The organism is Kordiimonas lacus (assembly GCF_001550055.1).
In the GTDB taxonomy this organism is placed as follows: Bacteria; Pseudomonadota; Alphaproteobacteria; order Sphingomonadales; family Kordiimonadaceae; genus Kordiimonas; species Kordiimonas lacus.
Genome location: NZ_LRUA01000006.1, coordinates 132674 through 150856, shown reverse-complemented (window position 1 = coordinate 150856; position 18183 = coordinate 132674). Strand labels below are relative to the sequence as shown.

General features: G+C 57.3%; 16 protein-coding genes and 2 tRNA genes. 8 read left to right on the top strand and 10 right to left on the bottom strand.

Going from position 1 to position 18183, the window contains the following annotated elements:
• Positions 1–83 precede the first annotated feature (83 nt).
• A complete protein-coding gene (locus tag KORLAC_RS08810; protein WP_068307089.1) occupies positions 84–2738 on the bottom strand; it encodes a valine--tRNA ligase in 2655 nt (884 codons plus the stop codon).
• Between the two features lie 250 nt (positions 2739–2988).
• Between KORLAC_RS08810 and KORLAC_RS08805 the strand changes: the two genes are divergently transcribed.
• Entirely contained in the window at positions 2989–4113 is a 1125-nt protein-coding gene (locus tag KORLAC_RS08805; RefSeq protein ID WP_068305563.1) for a retropepsin-like aspartic protease, read from the top strand.
• Between the two features lie 74 nt (positions 4114–4187).
• Here the strand turns inward: KORLAC_RS08805 and KORLAC_RS08800 are convergent, their stop codons facing one another.
• The 4 genes from KORLAC_RS08800 to KORLAC_RS08785 all read right to left on the bottom strand — a co-directional run bounded on the left by KORLAC_RS08800 (position 4188) and on the right by KORLAC_RS08785 (position 8263).
• On the bottom strand, positions 4188–4772 hold the full coding sequence (locus KORLAC_RS08800; protein WP_068305561.1) for a DUF2497 domain-containing protein: 585 nt from the start codon (positions 4770–4772) through the stop codon (positions 4188–4190).
• 186 nt (positions 4773–4958) lie between these two features.
• Positions 4959–6323, bottom strand: a complete 1365-nt coding sequence (locus KORLAC_RS08795) for a TolC family outer membrane protein (RefSeq protein WP_068305559.1) — start codon at positions 6321–6323, stop codon at positions 4959–4961.
• 163 nt (positions 6324–6486) lie between these two features.
• Positions 6487–7140: a protein-L-isoaspartate O-methyltransferase family protein gene (locus tag KORLAC_RS08790; protein WP_139167432.1), complete on the bottom strand. Its 654-nt coding sequence runs from the start codon at positions 7138–7140 to the stop codon at positions 6487–6489.
• A gap of 220 nt (positions 7141–7360) precedes the next feature.
• Positions 7361–8263: a GGDEF domain-containing response regulator gene (locus tag KORLAC_RS08785; RefSeq protein ID WP_074519301.1), complete on the bottom strand. Its 903-nt coding sequence runs from the start codon at positions 8261–8263 to the stop codon at positions 7361–7363.
• Between the two features lie 171 nt (positions 8264–8434).
• On the opposite strand from KORLAC_RS08785, the gene KORLAC_RS08780 reads away from it, so the two are divergent.
• A tRNA-Cys gene (locus tag KORLAC_RS08780) sits at positions 8435–8508 on the top strand.
• A 64-nt stretch (positions 8509–8572) separates the two neighbouring features.
• On the opposite strand, the gene KORLAC_RS08775 is transcribed toward KORLAC_RS08780, so the two are convergent.
• Positions 8573–9538, bottom strand: coding sequence for a methyltransferase domain-containing protein (locus tag KORLAC_RS08775; RefSeq protein WP_068305556.1), 966 nt, complete (start codon positions 9536–9538; stop codon positions 8573–8575).
• A gap of 178 nt (positions 9539–9716) precedes the next feature.
• Here KORLAC_RS08775 and KORLAC_RS08770 point away from each other — a divergent pair.
• Positions 9717–9791 (top strand) — tRNA-Asn (locus KORLAC_RS08770).
• Positions 9792–9853: 62 nt separating this feature from the next.
• Here KORLAC_RS08770 and KORLAC_RS08765 read toward each other — a convergent pair.
• Both KORLAC_RS08765 and KORLAC_RS08760 read right to left on the bottom strand, forming a co-directional pair.
• Positions 9854–11395 carry a methyl-accepting chemotaxis protein gene (locus KORLAC_RS08765; RefSeq protein WP_068305555.1) on the bottom strand — a complete coding sequence of 514 codons (1542 nt, stop codon included), beginning with the start codon at positions 11393–11395 and terminating at the stop codon, positions 9854–9856.
• The gene (locus KORLAC_RS08760; protein ID WP_068305554.1) at positions 11395–11712 is read right to left on the bottom strand and encodes a hypothetical protein; all 318 of its coding nucleotides are present in this window, start codon (positions 11710–11712) and stop codon (positions 11395–11397) included. Before KORLAC_RS08760 ends, KORLAC_RS08765 begins: the two co-directional genes overlap by 1 nt.
• Before the next feature lie 199 nt (positions 11713–11911).
• Between KORLAC_RS08760 and KORLAC_RS08755 the strand changes: the two genes are divergently transcribed.
• Positions 11912–12970 carry a DUF2336 domain-containing protein gene (locus tag KORLAC_RS08755; RefSeq protein WP_160328619.1) on the top strand — a complete coding sequence of 353 codons (1059 nt, stop codon included), beginning with the start codon at positions 11912–11914 and terminating at the stop codon, positions 12968–12970.
• Between the two features lie 239 nt (positions 12971–13209).
• A complete protein-coding gene (locus KORLAC_RS08750; protein WP_068305551.1) occupies positions 13210–14331 on the top strand; it encodes an OmpA family protein in 1122 nt (373 codons plus the stop codon).
• A gap of 73 nt (positions 14332–14404) precedes the next feature.
• Here the strand turns inward: KORLAC_RS08750 and KORLAC_RS08745 are convergent, their stop codons facing one another.
• Positions 14405–14923: a hypothetical protein gene (locus KORLAC_RS08745; RefSeq protein ID WP_068305549.1), complete on the bottom strand. Its 519-nt coding sequence runs from the start codon at positions 14921–14923 to the stop codon at positions 14405–14407.
• A 252-nt stretch (positions 14924–15175) separates the two neighbouring features.
• Here KORLAC_RS08745 and KORLAC_RS08740 point away from each other — a divergent pair, with 252 nt between their 5' ends.
• The 3 genes from KORLAC_RS08740 (at position 15176) to queE (ending at position 17933) form a co-directional block, all read left to right on the top strand.
• The gene (locus KORLAC_RS08740; RefSeq protein WP_068305546.1) at positions 15176–16420 is read left to right on the top strand and encodes a dicarboxylate/amino acid:cation symporter; all 1245 of its coding nucleotides are present in this window, start codon (positions 15176–15178) and stop codon (positions 16418–16420) included.
• Positions 16421–16499: 79 nt separating this feature from the next.
• Complete coding sequence (queC, locus tag KORLAC_RS08735; RefSeq protein ID WP_068305544.1) at positions 16500–17195, top strand: 7-cyano-7-deazaguanine synthase QueC; 696 nt, start codon at positions 16500–16502, stop codon at positions 17193–17195.
• A 105-nt stretch (positions 17196–17300) separates the two neighbouring features.
• Positions 17301–17933 (top strand): 7-carboxy-7-deazaguanine synthase, encoded by a 633-nt coding sequence (queE, locus tag KORLAC_RS08730; RefSeq protein WP_068305541.1) that lies wholly within the window; start codon positions 17301–17303, stop codon positions 17931–17933.
• On the opposite strand, the gene KORLAC_RS08725 is transcribed toward queE, so the two are convergent.
• Positions 17934–18134 carry a hypothetical protein gene (locus tag KORLAC_RS08725; protein WP_068305539.1) on the bottom strand — a complete coding sequence of 67 codons (201 nt, stop codon included), beginning with the start codon at positions 18132–18134 and terminating at the stop codon, positions 17934–17936.
• Positions 18135–18183 lie beyond the last annotated feature (49 nt).

The following is an 18183-nucleotide window of genomic DNA, read 5'->3' as shown; positions in this document are numbered from 1 at the left end:
CACAATGGAAGGAAGGCTTCGGGGGCAGGCCAAGAAAAAGGGGCCTCAGAGGGCCCCTTCCGAATTTGTTATATTGAGCTGGTTCAGCCCAGGCGCGTGAGCGCGGCCTTGACCTTTTCGATCTGGCCTTCGAGGTCTGCGAGCTGTTCCTTGGCTTCCGCCACTACATGCTCCGGCGCTTTGGCCACAAAGCCCTGATTACCCAAGCGGCCCTTGAGCGAGCCCGCCTCTCTCGAGAGCTTCTCAAGGTTCTTATCAAGCCGGGCTTTCTCAGCGTCCAGGTCCATGAGGTCCGCGAGTGGCAGGTAAACGGTTGCTTCGTCCACCACAAGCTGGGCAGCCCCCTTGCTTTCGGCCGCATCAACCGCTTCGGCCTTCTCAAGGCGCGCCAGACGGCAGATCATGTCCTGGAAGCTCTCCAGCCGGGCCTTGGTGGCGTCAGACGCACCAACCACCAGCGCGGTTGCCTTGGCGCCTGCCGGTACGTTCATCTCTGACCGGGTCGAGCGGACCTCCGAGATGAACTTGATGGCCCAGTTGACTTCCTCGCCCGCGGCTTCGTTCGCGGCTGTCACTGTTGGCCACGCCGCCTGGATCAAATCATAGGCGCGGTCATCGCGGGTGGCGTGCCACAGCTCTTCGGTGATGAACGGCATGAAGGGATGCAGAAGCACCAGAATCTGGTCCAGCACCCAACCGGCAACCTTGCGGGTCTCTTCTTTCGCCGCTTCGTCCTCGCCCCAGAAGACCGGCTTGATCAGCTCCACATACCAGTCGCAGAAAGTGCCCCAGGTGAAGTGATAGATGGCGTCGGCGCTGTCGTTGAAGCGGAAGGCCTCAAGCGCTTTGGTCACGCCTTCAGCCGCCTTGGTCACCTCGCCAATAATCCATTTATTGACTGCCAGCGTCGCCTCAGGCGCCTCGACGCTATCCGAGCCCGCAATGCCGTTCATTTCGCAGAAACGCGCGGCGTTCCAAAGCTTGGTGCCGAAGTTCCGGTAGCCTTCAACCCGCTTTTCACTCATCTTGATGTCGCGGCCCTGGGCTTCCATGGCGATCAGGGTGAAACGAAGCGCATCGGCGCCGTATTTCTCAACGAACTCCAAGGGGTCAATCACATTTCCCTTGGACTTGGACATCTTGGCGCCCTTCTCATCGCGCACCAGCGCGTGGATGTAGACATCCTTGAACGGCACCTCGCCCATGAAATGAATGCCGGACATCATCATCCGGGCAACCCAGAAGAAGATGATATCAAAGCCGGTAATGAGCGTGGTGTTCGGGTAATATTTCTTCACTGTGTCCAGATCAGCGTCCTCTGGGCCGGTCCAGCCCAGTGTGCTGTAGGGCCACATGGCGGATGAGAACCATGTGTCCAGAACGTCTGTGTCCTGCGTCAGCGTCACGTCAGCGCCCAGCTTGGCGCGGGCGGCCTCATAGGCGGCTTCTTCGGTTTCCTCAACGAAGACAGACCCGTCCGGCGCATACCAGGCCGGGATACGGTGACCCCACCACAGTTGGCGCGACACACACCATGGCTGGATATTGCGCATCCACTCATAGTATGTCTTTTCCCAGTTCTTCGGGATGAATTTGGTCTTGCCACTCTCAACCGCCTCGATGGCCGGTTTCGCCATGGTCTCCGCGTCCACATACCACTGGTCCGTCAACCACGGCTCGATCACTACGCCGCCACGGTCGCCATACGGCACCATGTGGCGGTGCGGCTCAACCTTCACCAGGAAACCGGCGGCTTCCATGTCGGCCACGATGGCTTTGCGGGCTGTGAACCGGTCCATGCCGCGGTATTTTTCAGGCGCGTTTTCATTGATGCAGGCGTTCTCGTCGAAGATGTTGATCATCTCCAGGTCATGGCGCTTGCCGATTTCAAAGTCATTGAAGTCATGCGCAGGCGTGACCTTCAGGGCACCGGTGCCCTGCTCCGGGTCTGCGTGCTCATCGCCCACGATGCGGATCAGGCGACCCACCAGCGGCAGCTTGACGAACTTGCCGATCAGATCCTTGTAGCGCTCGTCCTCGGGGTGGACGGCCACAGCCGTATCGCCCAACATGGTCTCGGGCCGCGTGGTCGCAATCTCGATAAAGCGGCCTTCTTCGCCGTCGATCGGGTAATGGAAATGCCAGAAGTTGCCGTCAACTTCCTTCTGCTCCACCTCAAGGTCGGAAATGGCGGTCTTCAGTTTCGGGTCCCAGTTCACAAGGCGCTGGGACTTGTAGAGAAGCCCTTCCTTATAGAGCTGGACAAATTTCTGGATCACGGCCTTTGAGCGCGGCTCGTCCATGGTGAAGGCCTCGCGCGACCAATCACACGACGCGCCCAGGCGCCTGAGTTGGCCCGTGATGGTGCCGCCGGATTCCGCTTTCCATTTCCACACGCGCTCAAGGAACGCCTCGCGGCCGATTTCCTGGCGCGTTGGCCCGCCTTCAGCGTCCATCTGGCGCTCGACAACCATCTGGGTCGCGATGCCCGCATGGTCGGTTCCTGGCTGCCACAGCACATCCTTGCCGCGCAGGCGTTCAAAACGGATCAGCACATCCTGCAAGCTGTTATCCAGCGCATGGCCCATGTGGAGGCTACCTGTCACATTCGGCGGAGGCATGACGATGACATAGGGCTCGGCATCAGCGCGCTGGCCGCACTTGAATGCGCCAGACGTTTCCCAATGTTCGTACCATTTGCCTTCAATATCCGCCGGGGAATAGGTCTTATCCAACATCTCAAAAAATCCGTTATTTTTCGGGACGTATGCACGCGGCGCGCACACCATCCGTTTTCATTCCTTAAAACAGCGCCGCACAATGCACAAAAACGGGAAAAAACGAAACCCTCAATCGGCCCAAATCATATGTTTTTTGCTCTTTTCAGCGCCATCTGTTCCAAAATTGCGACGGCCGGGCGTCACAGCAATAGGCGCTATAGCTTTGGTTGATCTTTAATTCGCATAAGTATTCCGGTAGGCTGTAGAAATGATTGGGTTTTACAAGGCATTAAGGGGGACTTTCCGGTCTGGCATTGCATTTGGCGGCCTGCTCCTTTGCTTTGCCATGGTGGCGCCGCCGATGCCGGCCTCTGCGCAGGACACGCCTGCTGATGCCGACCTCCCGGAAGAGGCCATTCTTGCCGAAGACATCGGTGTCCTGGCCCGCCTGCCTATCGATATCATAAACAACCGGGTGCATGTCACGCTGGACGTCAACGGAACACCCGTGACCATGCTGCTGGACACGGGCGCCAGCACCAGCGTTCTGTTCAAGAACCCGGGCCTGCCGGAAAGCACCCTGAGGGCCGGCAAATCCATAGACATCAATTTCCCGGCGTTCCGAACTGCCACGACCGGTTACCGTCTTTCGTCCGTTGAATTCACCGCCGGTGATTTTCGCTTCACCAGCCACAACACCCTTTATATCGATAACCGGGATGAGATTTCTTCTGACCTCAGCTTCAAGATCGAGGGCATCCTGGGCCGAGACTTTTTCAAGGCCTATATTATTGAGGTCATCCCGTCCAAGCAGACCATGGCAATCATCCAGCCCGGCAGCACCATTGGTGATCGCTTCAAGTATCGTCACAAGCTCTATATGGACGGCGATACGCCCTACCTGCTGCACCGGTCCCGTCTGCCATGGGAGCCTCACCCGTCGTCGAAGAAGCTCCTGCTGGACACCGGCTATCCGGGCGGCATTGTGCTGTGGGATACCGGGCATTTCAACCGCGCCACCGATCCCGGTGAGCGGGAGGAGATGCTGGCGAACAATCAGGGCGTGATCTATTACGGCATCATCAAATTCGGGCGATTGCTGTTCAAGAACATCCCGATCTTCATCGGCCCTCATGCGCCGGAAAAAACAGACGACCGGGAAGGCATCATCGGCGCCAGCATGCTGCTGCCCTTTCGCTATGCCGTTGACCTGAATAGAGAAAGCCTGTGGCTGAACCCGCGGGTGCGGTCCTTCAATGATGCCTATCAGATCAGCAACAAGGTGATCTACACACCAGGCAATGAGGATTTCAAGGTCAAGGATTTCCCACCGAGGATCAGCGCCACACCCACGATTGTGCTGCGCAGGGACACAGAAGTCGTCCCCGACTAGGGTCCCTTCTCCGCATCAAGGCCACAAAAAAGGGCGCCTTCAGGCGCCCTGATGTCAATCTCTGGTGATTATGCCTATTTGCGGCGGGCGATCCGCGCCACTTCGCGCTCCACCGCGTCCTGCACGATGCTGGGCAGGTTTTCATCCAGCCAGCCCTGCAGCATAGGCTTGAGCATGGCACGCACGAGCGATTCCAGTGTGTTGTCAGCGCCTTCATAGCCAGCCACCATCATCTGGGTCAGGTGCGCGAAGCTCTCAGCCGTCCTGGTTTCTACCGGTGGCGAAACGATTGCCTCAACCTCACCTTCGCTCGCAAGCTCAGTCAGCTCAAAGACATCTTCCTCTTCAGGCTCTGGAATTGGTTCCGGCTCCGGAACAGGCGCAGGCTCGGGCTCGTAAACGGGCTCAGGCTCGGGCTCAGGTTCGGGGAGAGGCTCAGGTTCCGGCTCAGGTTCCGGCTCAGGTTCCGGCTCGAAAGCAGGCTCGGGCTCTGGCTCGGGTTCTGGCTCCGGCTCGGGCTCAGGCGTAGGGGCTTCCTCGAAGTCTTCCTCGACTTCAGGTTCCGCTGCCTCTTCCTCCGACTCGTCAGAAATGATCCGGCGTATAGACGCCAGGATCTCTTCCATAGTCGGTTCGTCTTCAGATGCGTTATCGCTCATTGACCAGCCACTGTTAACACTCCCTAAACCAGAGGTACCGTTAAGCGAGTCCCGTGTCAATAATTCTTAAGCGCACAAAAGCGGTTAAGTGCAACGACCCCGACCCGGTATGGGGGTGAAAAGAACCGGTAGGCAATAAAAAAGGGGCCCAAGGACCCCTTCAATCTTTTTTATGTGCCAGTCGCTCTATTCGATGTCGGTACCGATGAATTTGGTGTCGACTTTGTCATAGTAGCGCTCTGGGTTATAGGCAGCGACGCCAAGGCGCAGGTCTTTGGCGGTCAGTTTGCCAACCGCAGACACCAGGCTGTAGGCCGTTACGGCTTCGTCACGCTGGGCACGAACAAGCGCCACCCGGGCGTTCAGCAGTTCCTGTTCGGCGTTCAGCACATCAAGGGTTGTGCGCGAACCCACATAGGCTTCCTGACGCACGCCCTCAAGCGCGATCTCGCTGGCACGAACCTGCGCTTCGGTCGACTTGATCTGGCCAACGGCCGCGCGGTACTGGTCCCATGCCACAAACACATTTTCCTGTGCCACACGCTCAGCCTGACGGATATCCATCAGACGCTGGCTGCGCGTTTGCTTTGCTCGTCGGACGGATGAATAACGAGCACCACCCTGGAAGATCGGGACCGACACCTGTACACCAATGCGCGTTTCATCACTCTGAGAAAGCGTAAAGGCAGCATTTCCGTCGGTCGTACTCTTGTCCCAACGAGCGAAAGCATCAACAGACGGCAACAAGGCACCGCGTGCCTGTTTAACGCTTTCATTCGCCGCTTTTTCATTATAGCGGGCAGCAATCACACCGGGGCTCATTTCCATAGCGATTTCGATTGCCTCATCCAGCGACGCAGGAAGAGCCGGCTGGCCAGTCGGCGTGTCAAGCCCTGCAGGCGTATGACCAACGACGCGGCGATACTGCGCCCGGCTGGCAGCGAGTGTTGCTTCTGCTGTAAGCAGGCTTGATTTCGCTCCTTCGAGACGTGCTTCTGATTGTGCGACATCAGTGCGGGTTACTTCACCCACTCGGAACCGGTCCTGGCTGGCCTGAAGCTGGCGCTCCAGTACTTGGACGTTATTCTTGTTCAAGTCCACAACGGCTTCGTCACGCAGCACGTTCATATAGGCGGTCACAGCATCAAGAAGCACTTGCTGCTCAACGGATTGCAATTGAGCGCGACCAGCCATTACTGAGTTTTTGGCGCCACGCAATGCATGCCGATCCTGGAAGCCGTTGAACAGGTTCTGAGATAGGCTCAGTTGGTATGTGTCCGATTGCGTGTCAATTGTGTCTACTACGCTGCCAGACCCCTGAGTACCCTTACGTTCCGAATAGGTATAAGTGCCAGAAAGGTTGGGCAAAAAACCTGAATTGGCCTGGGACACGCCCTCGTCCGTCGCACGAAGCGCGGCACGCTGGGCCATCAATTGTGGGTTGCTCTCGTAAGCTGCCGCCAGCGCTTCCTCAAGCGATTCTGCCGACACAGCCCCAGTTCCCATGAGCACAGTTGTCACCGCAAGCAGTGATACAATCCCCTTTTTCATTTTATTCTCCTTGTTTCCTCGCTGTTTATTTGACGGGCCGCAGAGTTCCAGGTTCATTTTTTCCTGTATATTTTTCTGTCTGACCCTTAGGGGTATTCGGTTTTTATCACCTTTTTGATATCAACTCTAGCGTGATTGGAAAAAACCTAAATCCAATCAAGCCCTAGAATACAAAACCTTTTTCTACTTCAAAGCCTGGCAGAAGCGGCACATTCGCGTCAAACAGGTTGCGCACGGATGCGACACCATCTTCCATCTTCACGATATGGGCCCGCCCCACGCCACCTTCAAGCTTCACGCATACAAGGCGGCCACCGTCCTTAAGCTGCTGCACCAGCGCTTCAGGGACGTCTTCAACCATGCCTTCAATGATAATCACATCAAACGGGCCTTGCTTGGCCACACCGTCGCGGTGCTTGCCGTTCATGACGGCCACGTTCATCACACCCTGGTCAGACAGTTTCTTTTCTGCTGCCGTGGCGAATTTCTCGTTTTCCTCAAGCGCGACGACAGCGTCGGCGAGGTTGGCGATCACAGCCGCGGAATAGCCGGTCGCACAACCGATATCCAGCACCAGGTCCTTGGGGCCGATTTCTGCGGCGGTCACGAGACGCGCGAAAATCATGGGCTCCATCAGGAAGCGGCCTTCGCCGATATCCAGGTCTTCGTCCACATAGGCGATGGAACGCTTGGCTTTCGGAACGAAAAGCTCACGCGCAACGCCTTCGATGGCAGAAATAATACGCTCGTCATTCACCTCATTGGGGCGAAGCTGACAATCGATCATGTGGCTGCGGGCGACTGCTGCTTGGGTCACGGTTTGAACCTCTATATTAATATCTACAGTGACGATCTCGCCGCTTTATAAATAGCAAGGCGTCATGAAGCAACGCGTTTTCACGCAAAAAACCCATAAATTCGGCGTTTATATGGCACGATTTATCATAGTACGCGCGCACGGCACCATGCCCTGCGGCGATCTGACCGCTTTTTGCGACAGAAGGATGGCGCCACGCCAACGGGAACGCATTTACAGTTCAGGCGATTTCAACCTTGTTGCGACCGGCCTTCTTGGCCTTGTACATGGCCTCGTCCGCGCGCTTGATCCCAGCGTCGATTGACATATCCTCGCCCGTGAGTTCCGCAATGCCGATGCTGACGGTCACCCTCAGGTCCGGGACATTCGGAAAGGTCAGGTCGGAAACCGTCTGGCGCAGGCGCTCCAGCACCCCGTAAGCGCCTTCAGCGTCGGCCACAGGCAGAAGCACTGCGAACTCCTCTCCGCCCAAACGCCCGAGTGTGTCCTCATAGCGCACCGTCTCGTCACAGCATTTGGCTACCACGGAAAGCACCTCGTCACCCACTTCATGGCCATATTGGTCATTGATGCGCTTGAAATGGTCGACATCAATCATGGCCACCACAACAGGGTAGCCGTGGCGCTTCATGCGACTCAGCTCCATATCGGCGGCATTCATGAAGTAACGGCGGTTGAAGCAGCCGGTCAGTGCATCTGTCATGGCCAGATGCGTCAGTTCCTTGTTGGCCTCTTCAAGCGCTTTGGATTTCTCGGCCAGCGTCAGTTGGGTTTGTATCCGGGCGCGCACCACCGGCACCTTGATCGGCTTCAGGATATAATCCGCCGCGCCGATGGTCAGGCCCCTGGATTCGGCGTCCTCGTCCTTTTCCATGCCGGTCACCAGCACTACAGGGATATGCTGGGTGCGGTAATCCTTCTTCAGCGCTTCGCATACCTTGAAGCCGTCAATATCCGGCAGGACAACATCCAAAAGGATCAGCGTCGGCTTGTGTTCAAGCGCCGCGATCAGGCCGTCCTTGCCTGTCGCGGCCGTCACGACCTCGCCAAATTCCTTGGCGATGCCCGACAGCATCGTCCGCATGATCTCAAGGTCATCAATGATAAGGATTTTATGGTCCACGCCTCATTCCCGCCTGTTGCCGCCTCTGCCTCATTCCTGTTTAGCGACAATGCCTTAAAAAAACATTGCCTGCAAAAATTTGTTACCGGCAGGCCGACAAGGAAAACCAGACGCTAAAAAGCTATTGACCCATCTGATACGTCTGACTATACGTTCCGGACCACCACGAGAGGCGCGATGGCGGAGTGGTGACGCAGCGGATTGCAAATCCGTGTACACCGGTTCGATTCCGGTTCGCGCCTCCAGAATTTAGCTAGAAATAGCAAAGGGCTTGGCTGACATTCAGCCAGGCCCTTTTTCGTTGCCCGGCTAGGCCTTCTGGCCTTCAATCACCCAGGCCAGCATGTCAGCGCCGTCCATCAGCGCGTGAAACCCGGCGCCCATGCCTGCGGTTTCAAGGGCGTCTATGGCGGCGATGATGTCACCTTCATTGGCTGCGGCCGCAGCCAGGGATTCGAGCCGCAACAGATGCGCTTCCACGGACCGTTCCGACGCGTCGACCTTCTTCAGAATATCCGGCACCGGTACCGTTTCCATGGATTCGAAAAGGCCAAGGAGCCGCCGCCCGAGCGTCAGGATCGTTGCCTGGTTCGGGTGATCCTTCAGCCGCGCGTCGAGGGATTCCATTTCGCCGACAAAATACTCGACAGCCGCGTCCGCCGCAGGCCTGGTGCCGTGGCCGTGCGTCAGGGAATCAACCGCGATGAGCGCCTGCCTGAGCGCATCATGAAGGTGGGCAGACCCAAGGGTGGGCACCAGCGCCAGCTCCTCCCGTGCGCCGGCTTCGGCGATGCCCTGCGCGGCATGGATAACGAAGCGCAACCGGCCACCACTTTTCAGCACCCGGGCGGCTTCAGGTCCGGCGCGCAACAGCCCGGCATATTCAATACCGAACTGGCTGATCACTGCGTCAAACTGCGCATCCTCATAGGGTAGCGCGGCCGCATCCACGCCGCCTTCAAACCGGATGGCCCGCATCAACTCCGGGGCTGCCTGCACATAGGCCATCGGCTCAATCGCGGCCAGGTCAGCACCCAGAATATCAAATGCGCGCCCCGAATTGTGACCAGCCTTCGCAGCCAACAGCGCCGCCCCGCCATTACCTGTACATATGTCCAGGATGGACGTACCGCCAGCCAGAGACTCGAAGAAATCAACCCAGGCATCCGCCAGCACGCCGTCATAGCCCGCGCGCAGGTCATCGGCCAGACAGCAGGCCAGCTGCCCCTGCTGCCAATAGTCCTGCCAGAACCAGCTGTTTTCTTCTTCGGTCATCGGTCCCCTCTCACGCTTTGGCCCCATGAAGCCGTTTAAACCCCAGCGTTTCAAGGTATTTTCACATGACCACAAGAAAAATGTAAATTTGTGCTTGGCACGCTGGAAAATATGAGTATAAAGGCACCCATTCGCGGCCACGGAGACACACTCCTGACGCCCCGAACTTCTACCATGATCCCCAGTAGCTCAGTGGTAGAGCAAGCGGCTGTTAACCGCTTGGCCGGTGGTTCGAATCCGCCCTGGGGAGCCAATTTTAAAAGCCCGGAAGTTTTGCTTCCGGGCTTTTTCTTTTCTGGGGTTGTCCTGGCTGCCTCAGCTTTTCGACAGTTGCATCACAAAGGCGTTGGCCCGGTCGCGAACCTCCTGGATCTTGCCGCCCAGAACTTCCGCCAGCGAGGCTGAATGCTGTGACGTTTTCGATACGGTTGAAACGATCGCCAGAAGCTCGGCGGCGGCCTCATCGACACCCGCGGTTTCCTCCGCCGCCACCTGCGCTGCCCGCGCTGTTTCCTGGGTGGAGGCTGACTGTTCTTCAACTGCCGCCGCTATGCCGTTGGTATTGTCCCGAACGCTGTTGATGATGCTTACGATGTTCTTGTTGGCGTCCTCAGCGGCCGTTGTTGCCTTGATGATCCGTTCAACCAGGCCTTCGATTTCCTCGGTCGCCTTGGCCGACTGGTTTGCAAGGCTTTTCACTTCGCTGGCAACAACGGCGAAGCCCTTGCCGGCCTCCCCTGCCCGCGCGGCCTCAATGGTTGCGTTCAGGGCCAGCAGGTTGGTCTGCTCGGCAATATCACTGATCATCACGATCACGTTGCGAATCTCGTTTGACCGCTGCATCAATTCCTTGATGGCCTGTTCGCTGACCTCAGACTGGTCCGCGGCCTCTGTCGCAACCTTGGTTGTCTGAACGACCTGACGGGAGATTTCCTGCGCCGTGGCTGACATCTCCTCCGTGCTGGCAGCAACTGTGCTCACATTGGAATTCACGCGGCTTGAACTATCGCTGACACTGCCAACCCTGTCGTCGGCAATCGAAACGGCTTCCTGCAGCGAATGGGCGTTGCCCCCGAGGTCTTCGATTGACGCGGACAGTTCCGCAATCAGCGTATTGACCGAGCTTTCGAAATCATTGGCAGCCTCCAGCCGCTCTGCGGCGGCCCGTTCGAGAGCTACCTGACGTTCTTCTGCAGCCTGCTGCTGCATTGCCTCTTTTTCAGCTTCATTCCTTTTGAGCTGCTCAAGCGCTGCTTCGGCTTCGGCACGCATCTTCTCGGCGTCCTCGGCTGCCACAAGCGCATCTTTTGCCGCATCTTCGGCCTTCCCCTGCGCCTGGCTGGCCTGACGGAAGGACGAGACAAGTTTCTGGCTCAGCCAAATCAGGCAGACAACCTCAACCACCACGACAACGGCGTGCAACACCACGCGCCAGAAGTTTGCGCCTTCGGGGAACACCCAGGTTGGCACCAGGAAATTGAAAAGAAGGTGATGGACCGCCACGACGGCCGCGCTCACGATGATCACCCGGAAGTCACAAAAGCCCGTGAGCAGCGCAAGAACCGCGAAGAAATACATATGTATGTCGATCTGCCAGGGGTGTCCGCGGAAGACATAAACCAGCAGCGCGGCAAACAGCACCATCGATGTACCCGCAAGTTCCCTCTGCAACTGTGAAGCGCCCAACCGCCAGTAAATCACGATCGGCACAGCGGCAAGCAGCGCAGCCAAAATCGTTGGTACCAGAACATCCTGTCCCAGAGATAGGGCCGCAACCACGACCAAGAGCACATGCGCTGCCAGCGCATATGTCAGGAACCGCGAAAAAGTTGCCCGAATATTGTCGATGATATCCATTATGGTCTTACCTTTGCCTGCCACGCAGCAGTTTGGTTGATGGGCACGCACCCGAACGAAAGGGGCGCCTCTATTACTAGAATCGCGCCGTGTCGGATCAAAAGTCCTGGCGACACACCTTCATGTGGTTTGATCAGAAACGAGTTTTTATCGACGACATCAACAAGGTCTACCGGCATCCCAAAGAGCTGGGAAACCGCCTGAGCGTCGCTGCGGAGGGGCGATAGTTGGACGAGCCACATCCCGTCCTTTGAGGGCCAGAGCTGAACAGCGCCCAAAACAAACAGGGCAAATATTCCGTAAAGAAATGCCTTCATGGCAGTCCTTTCCCTCCACGCCCCAATTGCGCACCGACCAAGCTAATACCTATATCTTAAGAATTACCTATCGTTGACGCGGCACAGCACAACCTCCCCGCCTAATTTTTTTATAGCTTCGCGTATAGGTTTATCCTGATATGGTGGTCAGGATCCAACGGGGCTCAGGTGATACGCAGGTAGAATGCAGGTGGATGTCATGTCCGAAAAACGAGACACACAGAAGAACCTAACAGCCAGCGACTGCATCAGCAGCCTGGCTGTTGAAGAGCGTATCGCCCTTGCCCGCAAGGCTGGCGAGCAGCTTGCCCCGGAACTACGCAACAAGGACAAATACCTTGCGGCCCAGCGCGTCGCTGAAGCCCTGGTGTCCGATCTTTGCCTGGAGGTACGGGAGACCCTCGCCTTTGAACTTCGAAAATATAAGAAGCTGCCAAAATCGATTGCTGTGAAAATCGCCTGCGATGTGGATGAGATTGCAGTGCCTTTCCTGCGCGTGACGCCTGCTCTGTCGGACGCACTGATGGCTGAATTGATCCCCCTCCTCAGCGACAATGCCCATCTTGCTCTCGCGGTTCGGTCCGACCTCGGCATAAAGGCCTGCCGCCAGTTGATCTGCCACGCCAACGACAATGCGGCCCTTACGGTGATCTGCAACCCCAGCGTCGCGATCGACACTAGCCTGGCCTCTCTCCTTCTGGATCATTTTGGCAACAACAGGCGGGTCATCGAAGCCGTCGTAGGACGCCCAAACCTGGCGCTTTCGGTTGTCACCCATATTCTTCAGCAGGTAAGCGACGACTTTCAAAGGCAACTCTGCGACACCTATGGCATCGAGGCACAGATATCGAAATCAGCTGCCATCAACAGCCAGCATGAGACAATTTGGCGCCGAATTCGTCATGCGGCACCCGGCCAGATACATGCCCATGTGATCGATCTGCGCCAAGCGGGCAAGCTCACCCCAGACCTGATGTTGGGGATGGCTGACCGTGGCTGCCTTGCGTTCCTCGAGAGTACACTTGCCGTCCTGTCATCAAGAACCCTGACCGACGTACGGGAGACACTGCATCTCGCCAATCCCAAACAGTTTCGGGCCCTGATGCAAGACTGCGATCTGGATGTAACACAAGCTCAGGCCGTTCAAAAGCTGGCCCGCCGTCACTATGGCGCTGCCCGTGGCCGCCGCGAGGTAGGCAACCCTGCCCTGTGGCACAGCCGACCGGCCACAAGGATTGCGCCTCGGTCAGCCGCCTGAAATTACATGGAACTTGCAACATTATGCGCCCGAAACAACCCGCCTTTTCCCGCGAGATTGCTTACCTAAGGGCGTAATACAGCCCTTTACCGTTGCGACCTAAATACAACAGGCGGCCCACGTTTCCCGCTCTGGGTGAAAAAAGGCATGAAAACAGCTTGTTTCTGCCCAAATTCGAGCTTATTCCCCGGTTAAACGTACAGATCGATCATATTGATCTTTAAAAGGGGAATTAGATTATGCGTGTTCTCATCGCGTCGCTTTTGCTGAGCACCAGCGCCACTGCCGTAATGGCCGACGATAACTTCTATGCCGGTTTTGAGCTGGGCGCCACACGGGCCGACCGCGGGTCGCTTGAAAATGACCTGACCGGCCTGTCGCTTTCAGACAAGAAGAACCTCGGCACGATGGGCGGCCTTTATGCTGGTCGCACTTTTGGCAAATGGCGCCTTGAAGGCGAATATGCCATTCGCAAGAACCGCTATCACTCCATGGAAGTTGCCGGCACGGGCGGCCTCGACCTGGATCAGGGCCACAATCTGGCTGGCGGTGTTCAGAAATCGGACGCCATCATGGCGAACGCCTGGTACGAATTCGCTGAATTCAGTGGCTGGAAAGCTCTTGTTGGTGCAGGCCTTGGCTTTGCTGACGTCGAAGTGAAGCGCGAGCGCTCAGGCCAGGCACTGGTTCTGGACGACAGCCGTTGGCAGTTTGCCAACCAGGTCATGGCACAGATCGTTAAGCCGATCGACGGCGGCCTTGAGTTCGGCATGGGCTTCCGCCACTTCCGTACCCACAGCCGCGACTTCGTGACCGAAGCGCGCACCTCCAGCTATAAAGTGGTCAACAATGAAGTGTTCGTACGCCTGAGCTGGCGCTTTGGTGCGTCATCCGAGCCCATGCAGGCAGAGCCGGTACGCCAGGCACCAGAGCCTGTTGTTCGCGCTGAGCCGACACCAGCACCGGCCCCTGTTGTGACGCCGCAGGTTGTAGAAGAAAAGAAACCTGAGCCAAAGCCAGTGGCACTGCCCGGCCCGTTCATGGTGTTCTTCGATTTCGACAAGTCGGACATCACGCCGGACGCCGCGAAAATCATCAAGGCCGCAGCCAAGGCATTCAAGGAACACAAAGCTGTCCGCATCATGGCAACTGGCCACGCTGACCGTGCCGGTTCCGAAGAATACAACATGCGCCTGTCCGAGCGTCGGGCCGCTGCCGTGAAGGCTGCATTGATCGCTGAAGGCATCGACGCCGGCAACATCATGATGGCTGCAAAAGGCGAAAGCTCGCCGCTTGTTGCCACCGATGATGGTGTGCGCGAGCCGCAGAACCGCCGTTCGGAAATCCTGCTGAAGCGCTAGTCGGCGCCTCCACGCAGAAACAAAGAAGGCCGCCTGTCCAGGCGGCCTTTTCTTTTGGAAGGATCAGGTGATCCTAGCGATCGATTGCCCCGGTCCTGTCTGGCGTGGCAACCGTTGCTGTGGTGGGGGCGGTCCTGTCGGCGCAAACAGGGCGCGGCGTCTGATAGCGCACCGGCAACAGGTCAATCACCATCAGGGGATCGGCATGGCTTGCCGCCATATCGGCGACCGCCGCCGCATTCTCACAGAAATAGCCCGCGTCCATACTTTCAAACGAGATTCGGTTGGCTGTTTTGGTGACATACGTGTCCATATCCATCCGGGTCTGGCGCGCAAGATATGCCTCAACAGGCCAGCGGCTGGCCTTGATGGCCCCTTTGTGCGCCACCACAAACCGGTTATAAAGCGATGCAAATTGAGGGTTTTCAAATCGACACCGAAGCGCGGCGACCTTCAGCTGCAGTTCAAGAAACCGCATCTGGTCCGCCTTCAGCTCAGCCGTTTTGATGCACGCCTGTGCAGATGTGCTCGAAAGCGCAACAACGCCCGCAAGCAATACGGATTTCAAGCCGAATGTTGGGAATTTTCCCACTACCGCCCCTGTTTCCTCAGTTAACCTCGACCGCCACTTTATCACGCGAAGATGAATAGTCCATAAACGCCTACAATTTTAAGGCGCTACCACCGCGCGGAGCCCGCCATAAAAAAGAGACGGCAGGCGCCTGGAATGTGGGAATGTTTTTTCGGAATATCCTTGCCATTCAAGCCGTTTCGCTTAACCCTAGGCCCAAATATCAAATGGCTGCGGACCACACAGCCAACAATGTTCTGGGGAGAGGGACACATGTTTTCCGCTTGGTTTAAAATCACGCTGTGGAAGCGCATCATGGCAATGCTGGTGCTGGGGATTATCTTTGGCGCACTCGCTGGCGAGCACGCGGCGAAGATTTCCTGGATGGGCGATATCTTCATCAATCTGATCAGGATGATCGTTGTACCGCTGGTGTTTATCACGCTGGTATCCGGTGTTATCGCCATGGGCGACCCTAAACGCCTTGGCTCATTGGGCATCAAGACGTTGGCGCTTTATGTCGGCACAACCCTGGTTGCCATTACCATTGGCCTAACGGTGGCTGCCATTGTCCAGCCCGGTATCGGCGTTGACATTTCTGGCGCTGTGGCAAAAGAACTGCCGCCCGCCAAGCCACTGGCTGAACGCCTTCTGAGCATTATTCCGACCAACCCGCTTGCAGCCCTTGCTGACGGTGACATGCTTGCTATCATCTTCTTTGCACTGATCCTTGGGGCCGGCATTTTGATGGCAGGCGACAAGGCCAAGCAGCTGGCAAAATTCGCTGATGCGGGCTCTGAGGCCATGCTGAAAGTAACACACGTCGTTATGGAAGTTGCACCATTTGGTGTTTTCGCCCTGATTTCAGAAGTTGTCGGTGAAGGCGGTGTCCAACAGCTGTTCACTGTTGTGCCGCTGGCCGGTTCCGTGATTGCAGCATGCGCAATCCACGTACTGATCACCCACGGCTCCATCATGAAATTCCTGCTGAAACTGCCGCCCAGCCGCTTCTTCCGGGACATCACGGGCGCCCAGCTCGTGGCCTTCTCGACCTCGTCATCGTCAGGCACCCTACCCGTCACCATGACGGTGGCCGAGGAAAACCTGGGCGTCAGCAAAACGGTTGCGTCTTCTGTATTGCCGCTCGGTGCCACCATCAATATGGATGGCTCCGGCATTTATGTGGGCATCCTGGCCGTCTTTGCCGCGCAGGTGCTGGGCGTACCGCTGGGGCTTGAGCAGTATCTGCTAATCGCCTTTGCTGCGACGCTGGTATCCATCGGCACAGCGGCTGTGCCGTCGGCGTCCCTGTTCCTGCTGGCAACAGTCCTCAGCGTGATTGGCATTGAGGACGCACAAACCTTCCTGATCGTGGGTTTTGTGTTCCCGTTTGACCGTCCGCTCGACATGCTGCGGACCGTTGTGAACGTGACAGGTGACCTCTCGGTCGGTACAGCCGTGGCCAAATGGGAAGGCGAGCTGGACGAAGGTGTCTTCAAGGCCGAACCTGTCGACTAAGCCGTTCCCGAGGTTTTTTCTTATCAAACGAGCCGCCCGGTGCTATACGCCGGGCGGTTTTGATTTATAAGAGTGAAATATGAGCGATAGAAAAAAAGCAGTGGTACTCCTCTCCGGCGGGCTCGACAGCGCGACTTGTGTCGCGATCGCCCAAGAGCAGGGTTTTGAGGTTTATGCCCTGTCGTTCCGCTATGGCCAGCGCCACAGCGTTGAGCTGGAAGCTGCCGACAGAATTGCAGACCACCTTGGTGTCACCGAACACAAGACCGCCGTGATCGACTTGACGCTCTTTGGCGGCAGCGCCCTGACGGCTGACATCGACGTGCCCAAGGACCGGTCCGACGATGACATGAGCCATGATATCCCGGTGACCTACGTGCCTGCGCGCAACACCATCTTCCTGTCGTTTGCCCTTGCCTACGCTGAAGTTGTGGGCGCCAAGGATATCTTCATTGGCGTGAATGCACTGGACTATTCAGGCTACCCGGACTGCCGTCCCGAATTCATCAAATCCTATGAGGAAACAGCAAACCTGGGCACCAAAGTGGGTGTGACAGACGCCGAACGCATCCGTATCCGGACGCCGCTTCTGGATATGACAAAAGCCGAGATCGCAGCTGCGGGCACAAAGCTTGGCGTTGATTACGGCCTGACGATCAGCTGCTATGACCCGGACACCGCGGGCAAGGCGTGCGGTCACTGCGACAGCTGCCTGTTGCGCAAGAAAGGCTTCAAAGAGGCCGGCCTTGCCGACCCAACCCGGTACCAGGACTAATTACTTGCCGTCATGCTGAACTTGTTTCAGCATCCAGGAACAAAGCTTTCGGCAAACATGGACCCTGAAACAAGTTCAGGGTGACGAGATAACGGACGGAAACACATGGTCTATACGGTCAAAGAGATGTTCTACACACTGCAGGGCGAAGGCGCGCAAGCCGGCCGCCCGGCCGTGTTCTGCCGCTTTGCCGGCTGCAATCTCTGGACCGGGCTTGAGCGCGACCGCGCCAAGGCCATCTGCCAGTTCTGCGACACGGACTTCGTTGGCACGGACGGTGAAGGCGGCGGCAAGTTCAAGACCGCGGCAGACCTCGCCTCTGCCGTAAAGTCCCTGTGGCTTGGCAAAAGCGGCAAGCCGCTGGTTGTCTGCACGGGCGGTGAGCCCCTCTTGCAGCTGGACGGTGCCGCCGTTGAGGCGTTTCATGACGCAGGGTTTGAGATTGCGGTTGAAAGCAACGGCACGGTCGAGCCGCCCGAGGGCATCGACTGGCTGTGCATCAGCCCCAAGATCGGGTCAGAGATGATTGTAAAAGGCGGCCAGGAGCTGAAGCTTGTGTACCCCCAAGAAGGCGGTGACCCGGCGCAGTTTGAAGGCCTGGATTTCGAGCATTTCTTCCTGCAGCCGATGGACTGTGACGTGCAGGCAGAGAATACCGCCAAGGCCGTAGACTACTGCAAGGCCCACCCACAGTGGCGCCTGAGCCTGCAAACCCACAAGTTCATCGATATTCCGTAACTAGTCGTCGCTGTTCCTGCGGCTCATCACCACGCCCCAGACAAGGCCAAGCGCGATGCCGACGGCGATGTTGCTGATGGCAACCCCCACGCCCACGCCAATCGCCAGGCCCACGGCAATGAACTTGGGGTCACGCTTGCGCCTGCCCGGCGAAGTGCCGTTTTCCTGAGTGTCGTCTTCCGGTTGTTGCTGGTCTGTCATCGCTGTCCTCCCCAAATCTCTCTATAACAGATATGGGGAGGCAGATACA

Bases quoted from the DNA above. Each gene is read 5' to 3' on its own strand.
- KORLAC_RS08810 (WP_068307089.1), bottom strand. From the start codon at position 2,738: ATGTTGGATAAGACCTATTCCCCGGCGGATATTGAAGGCAAATGGTAC.
- KORLAC_RS08805 (WP_068305563.1), top strand. From the start codon at position 2,989: ATGATTGGGTTTTACAAGGCATTAAGGGGGACTTTCCGGTCTGGCATT.
- KORLAC_RS08800 (WP_068305561.1), bottom strand. From the start codon at position 4,772: ATGAGCGATAACGCATCTGAAGACGAACCGACTATGGAAGAGATCCTG.
- KORLAC_RS08795 (WP_068305559.1), bottom strand. From the start codon at position 6,323: ATGAAAAAGGGGATTGTATCACTGCTTGCGGTGACAACTGTGCTCATG.
- KORLAC_RS08775 (WP_068305556.1), bottom strand. From the start codon at position 9,538: ATGACCGAAGAAGAAAACAGCTGGTTCTGGCAGGACTATTGGCAGCAG.
- KORLAC_RS08765 (WP_068305555.1), bottom strand. From the start codon at position 11,395: ATGGATATCATCGACAATATTCGGGCAACTTTTTCGCGGTTCCTGACA.
- KORLAC_RS08760 (WP_068305554.1), bottom strand. From the start codon at position 11,712: ATGAAGGCATTTCTTTACGGAATATTTGCCCTGTTTGTTTTGGGCGCT.
- KORLAC_RS08755 (WP_160328619.1), top strand. From the start codon at position 11,912: ATGTCCGAAAAACGAGACACACAGAAGAACCTAACAGCCAGCGACTGC.
- KORLAC_RS08750 (WP_068305551.1), top strand. From the start codon at position 13,210: ATGCGTGTTCTCATCGCGTCGCTTTTGCTGAGCACCAGCGCCACTGCC.
- KORLAC_RS08740 (WP_068305546.1), top strand. From the start codon at position 15,176: ATGTTTTCCGCTTGGTTTAAAATCACGCTGTGGAAGCGCATCATGGCA.
- queC (WP_068305544.1), top strand. From the start codon at position 16,500: ATGAGCGATAGAAAAAAAGCAGTGGTACTCCTCTCCGGCGGGCTCGAC.
- queE (WP_068305541.1), top strand. From the start codon at position 17,301: ATGGTCTATACGGTCAAAGAGATGTTCTACACACTGCAGGGCGAAGGC.
- KORLAC_RS08725 (WP_068305539.1), bottom strand. From the start codon at position 18,134: ATGACAGACCAGCAACAACCGGAAGACGACACTCAGGAAAACGGCACT.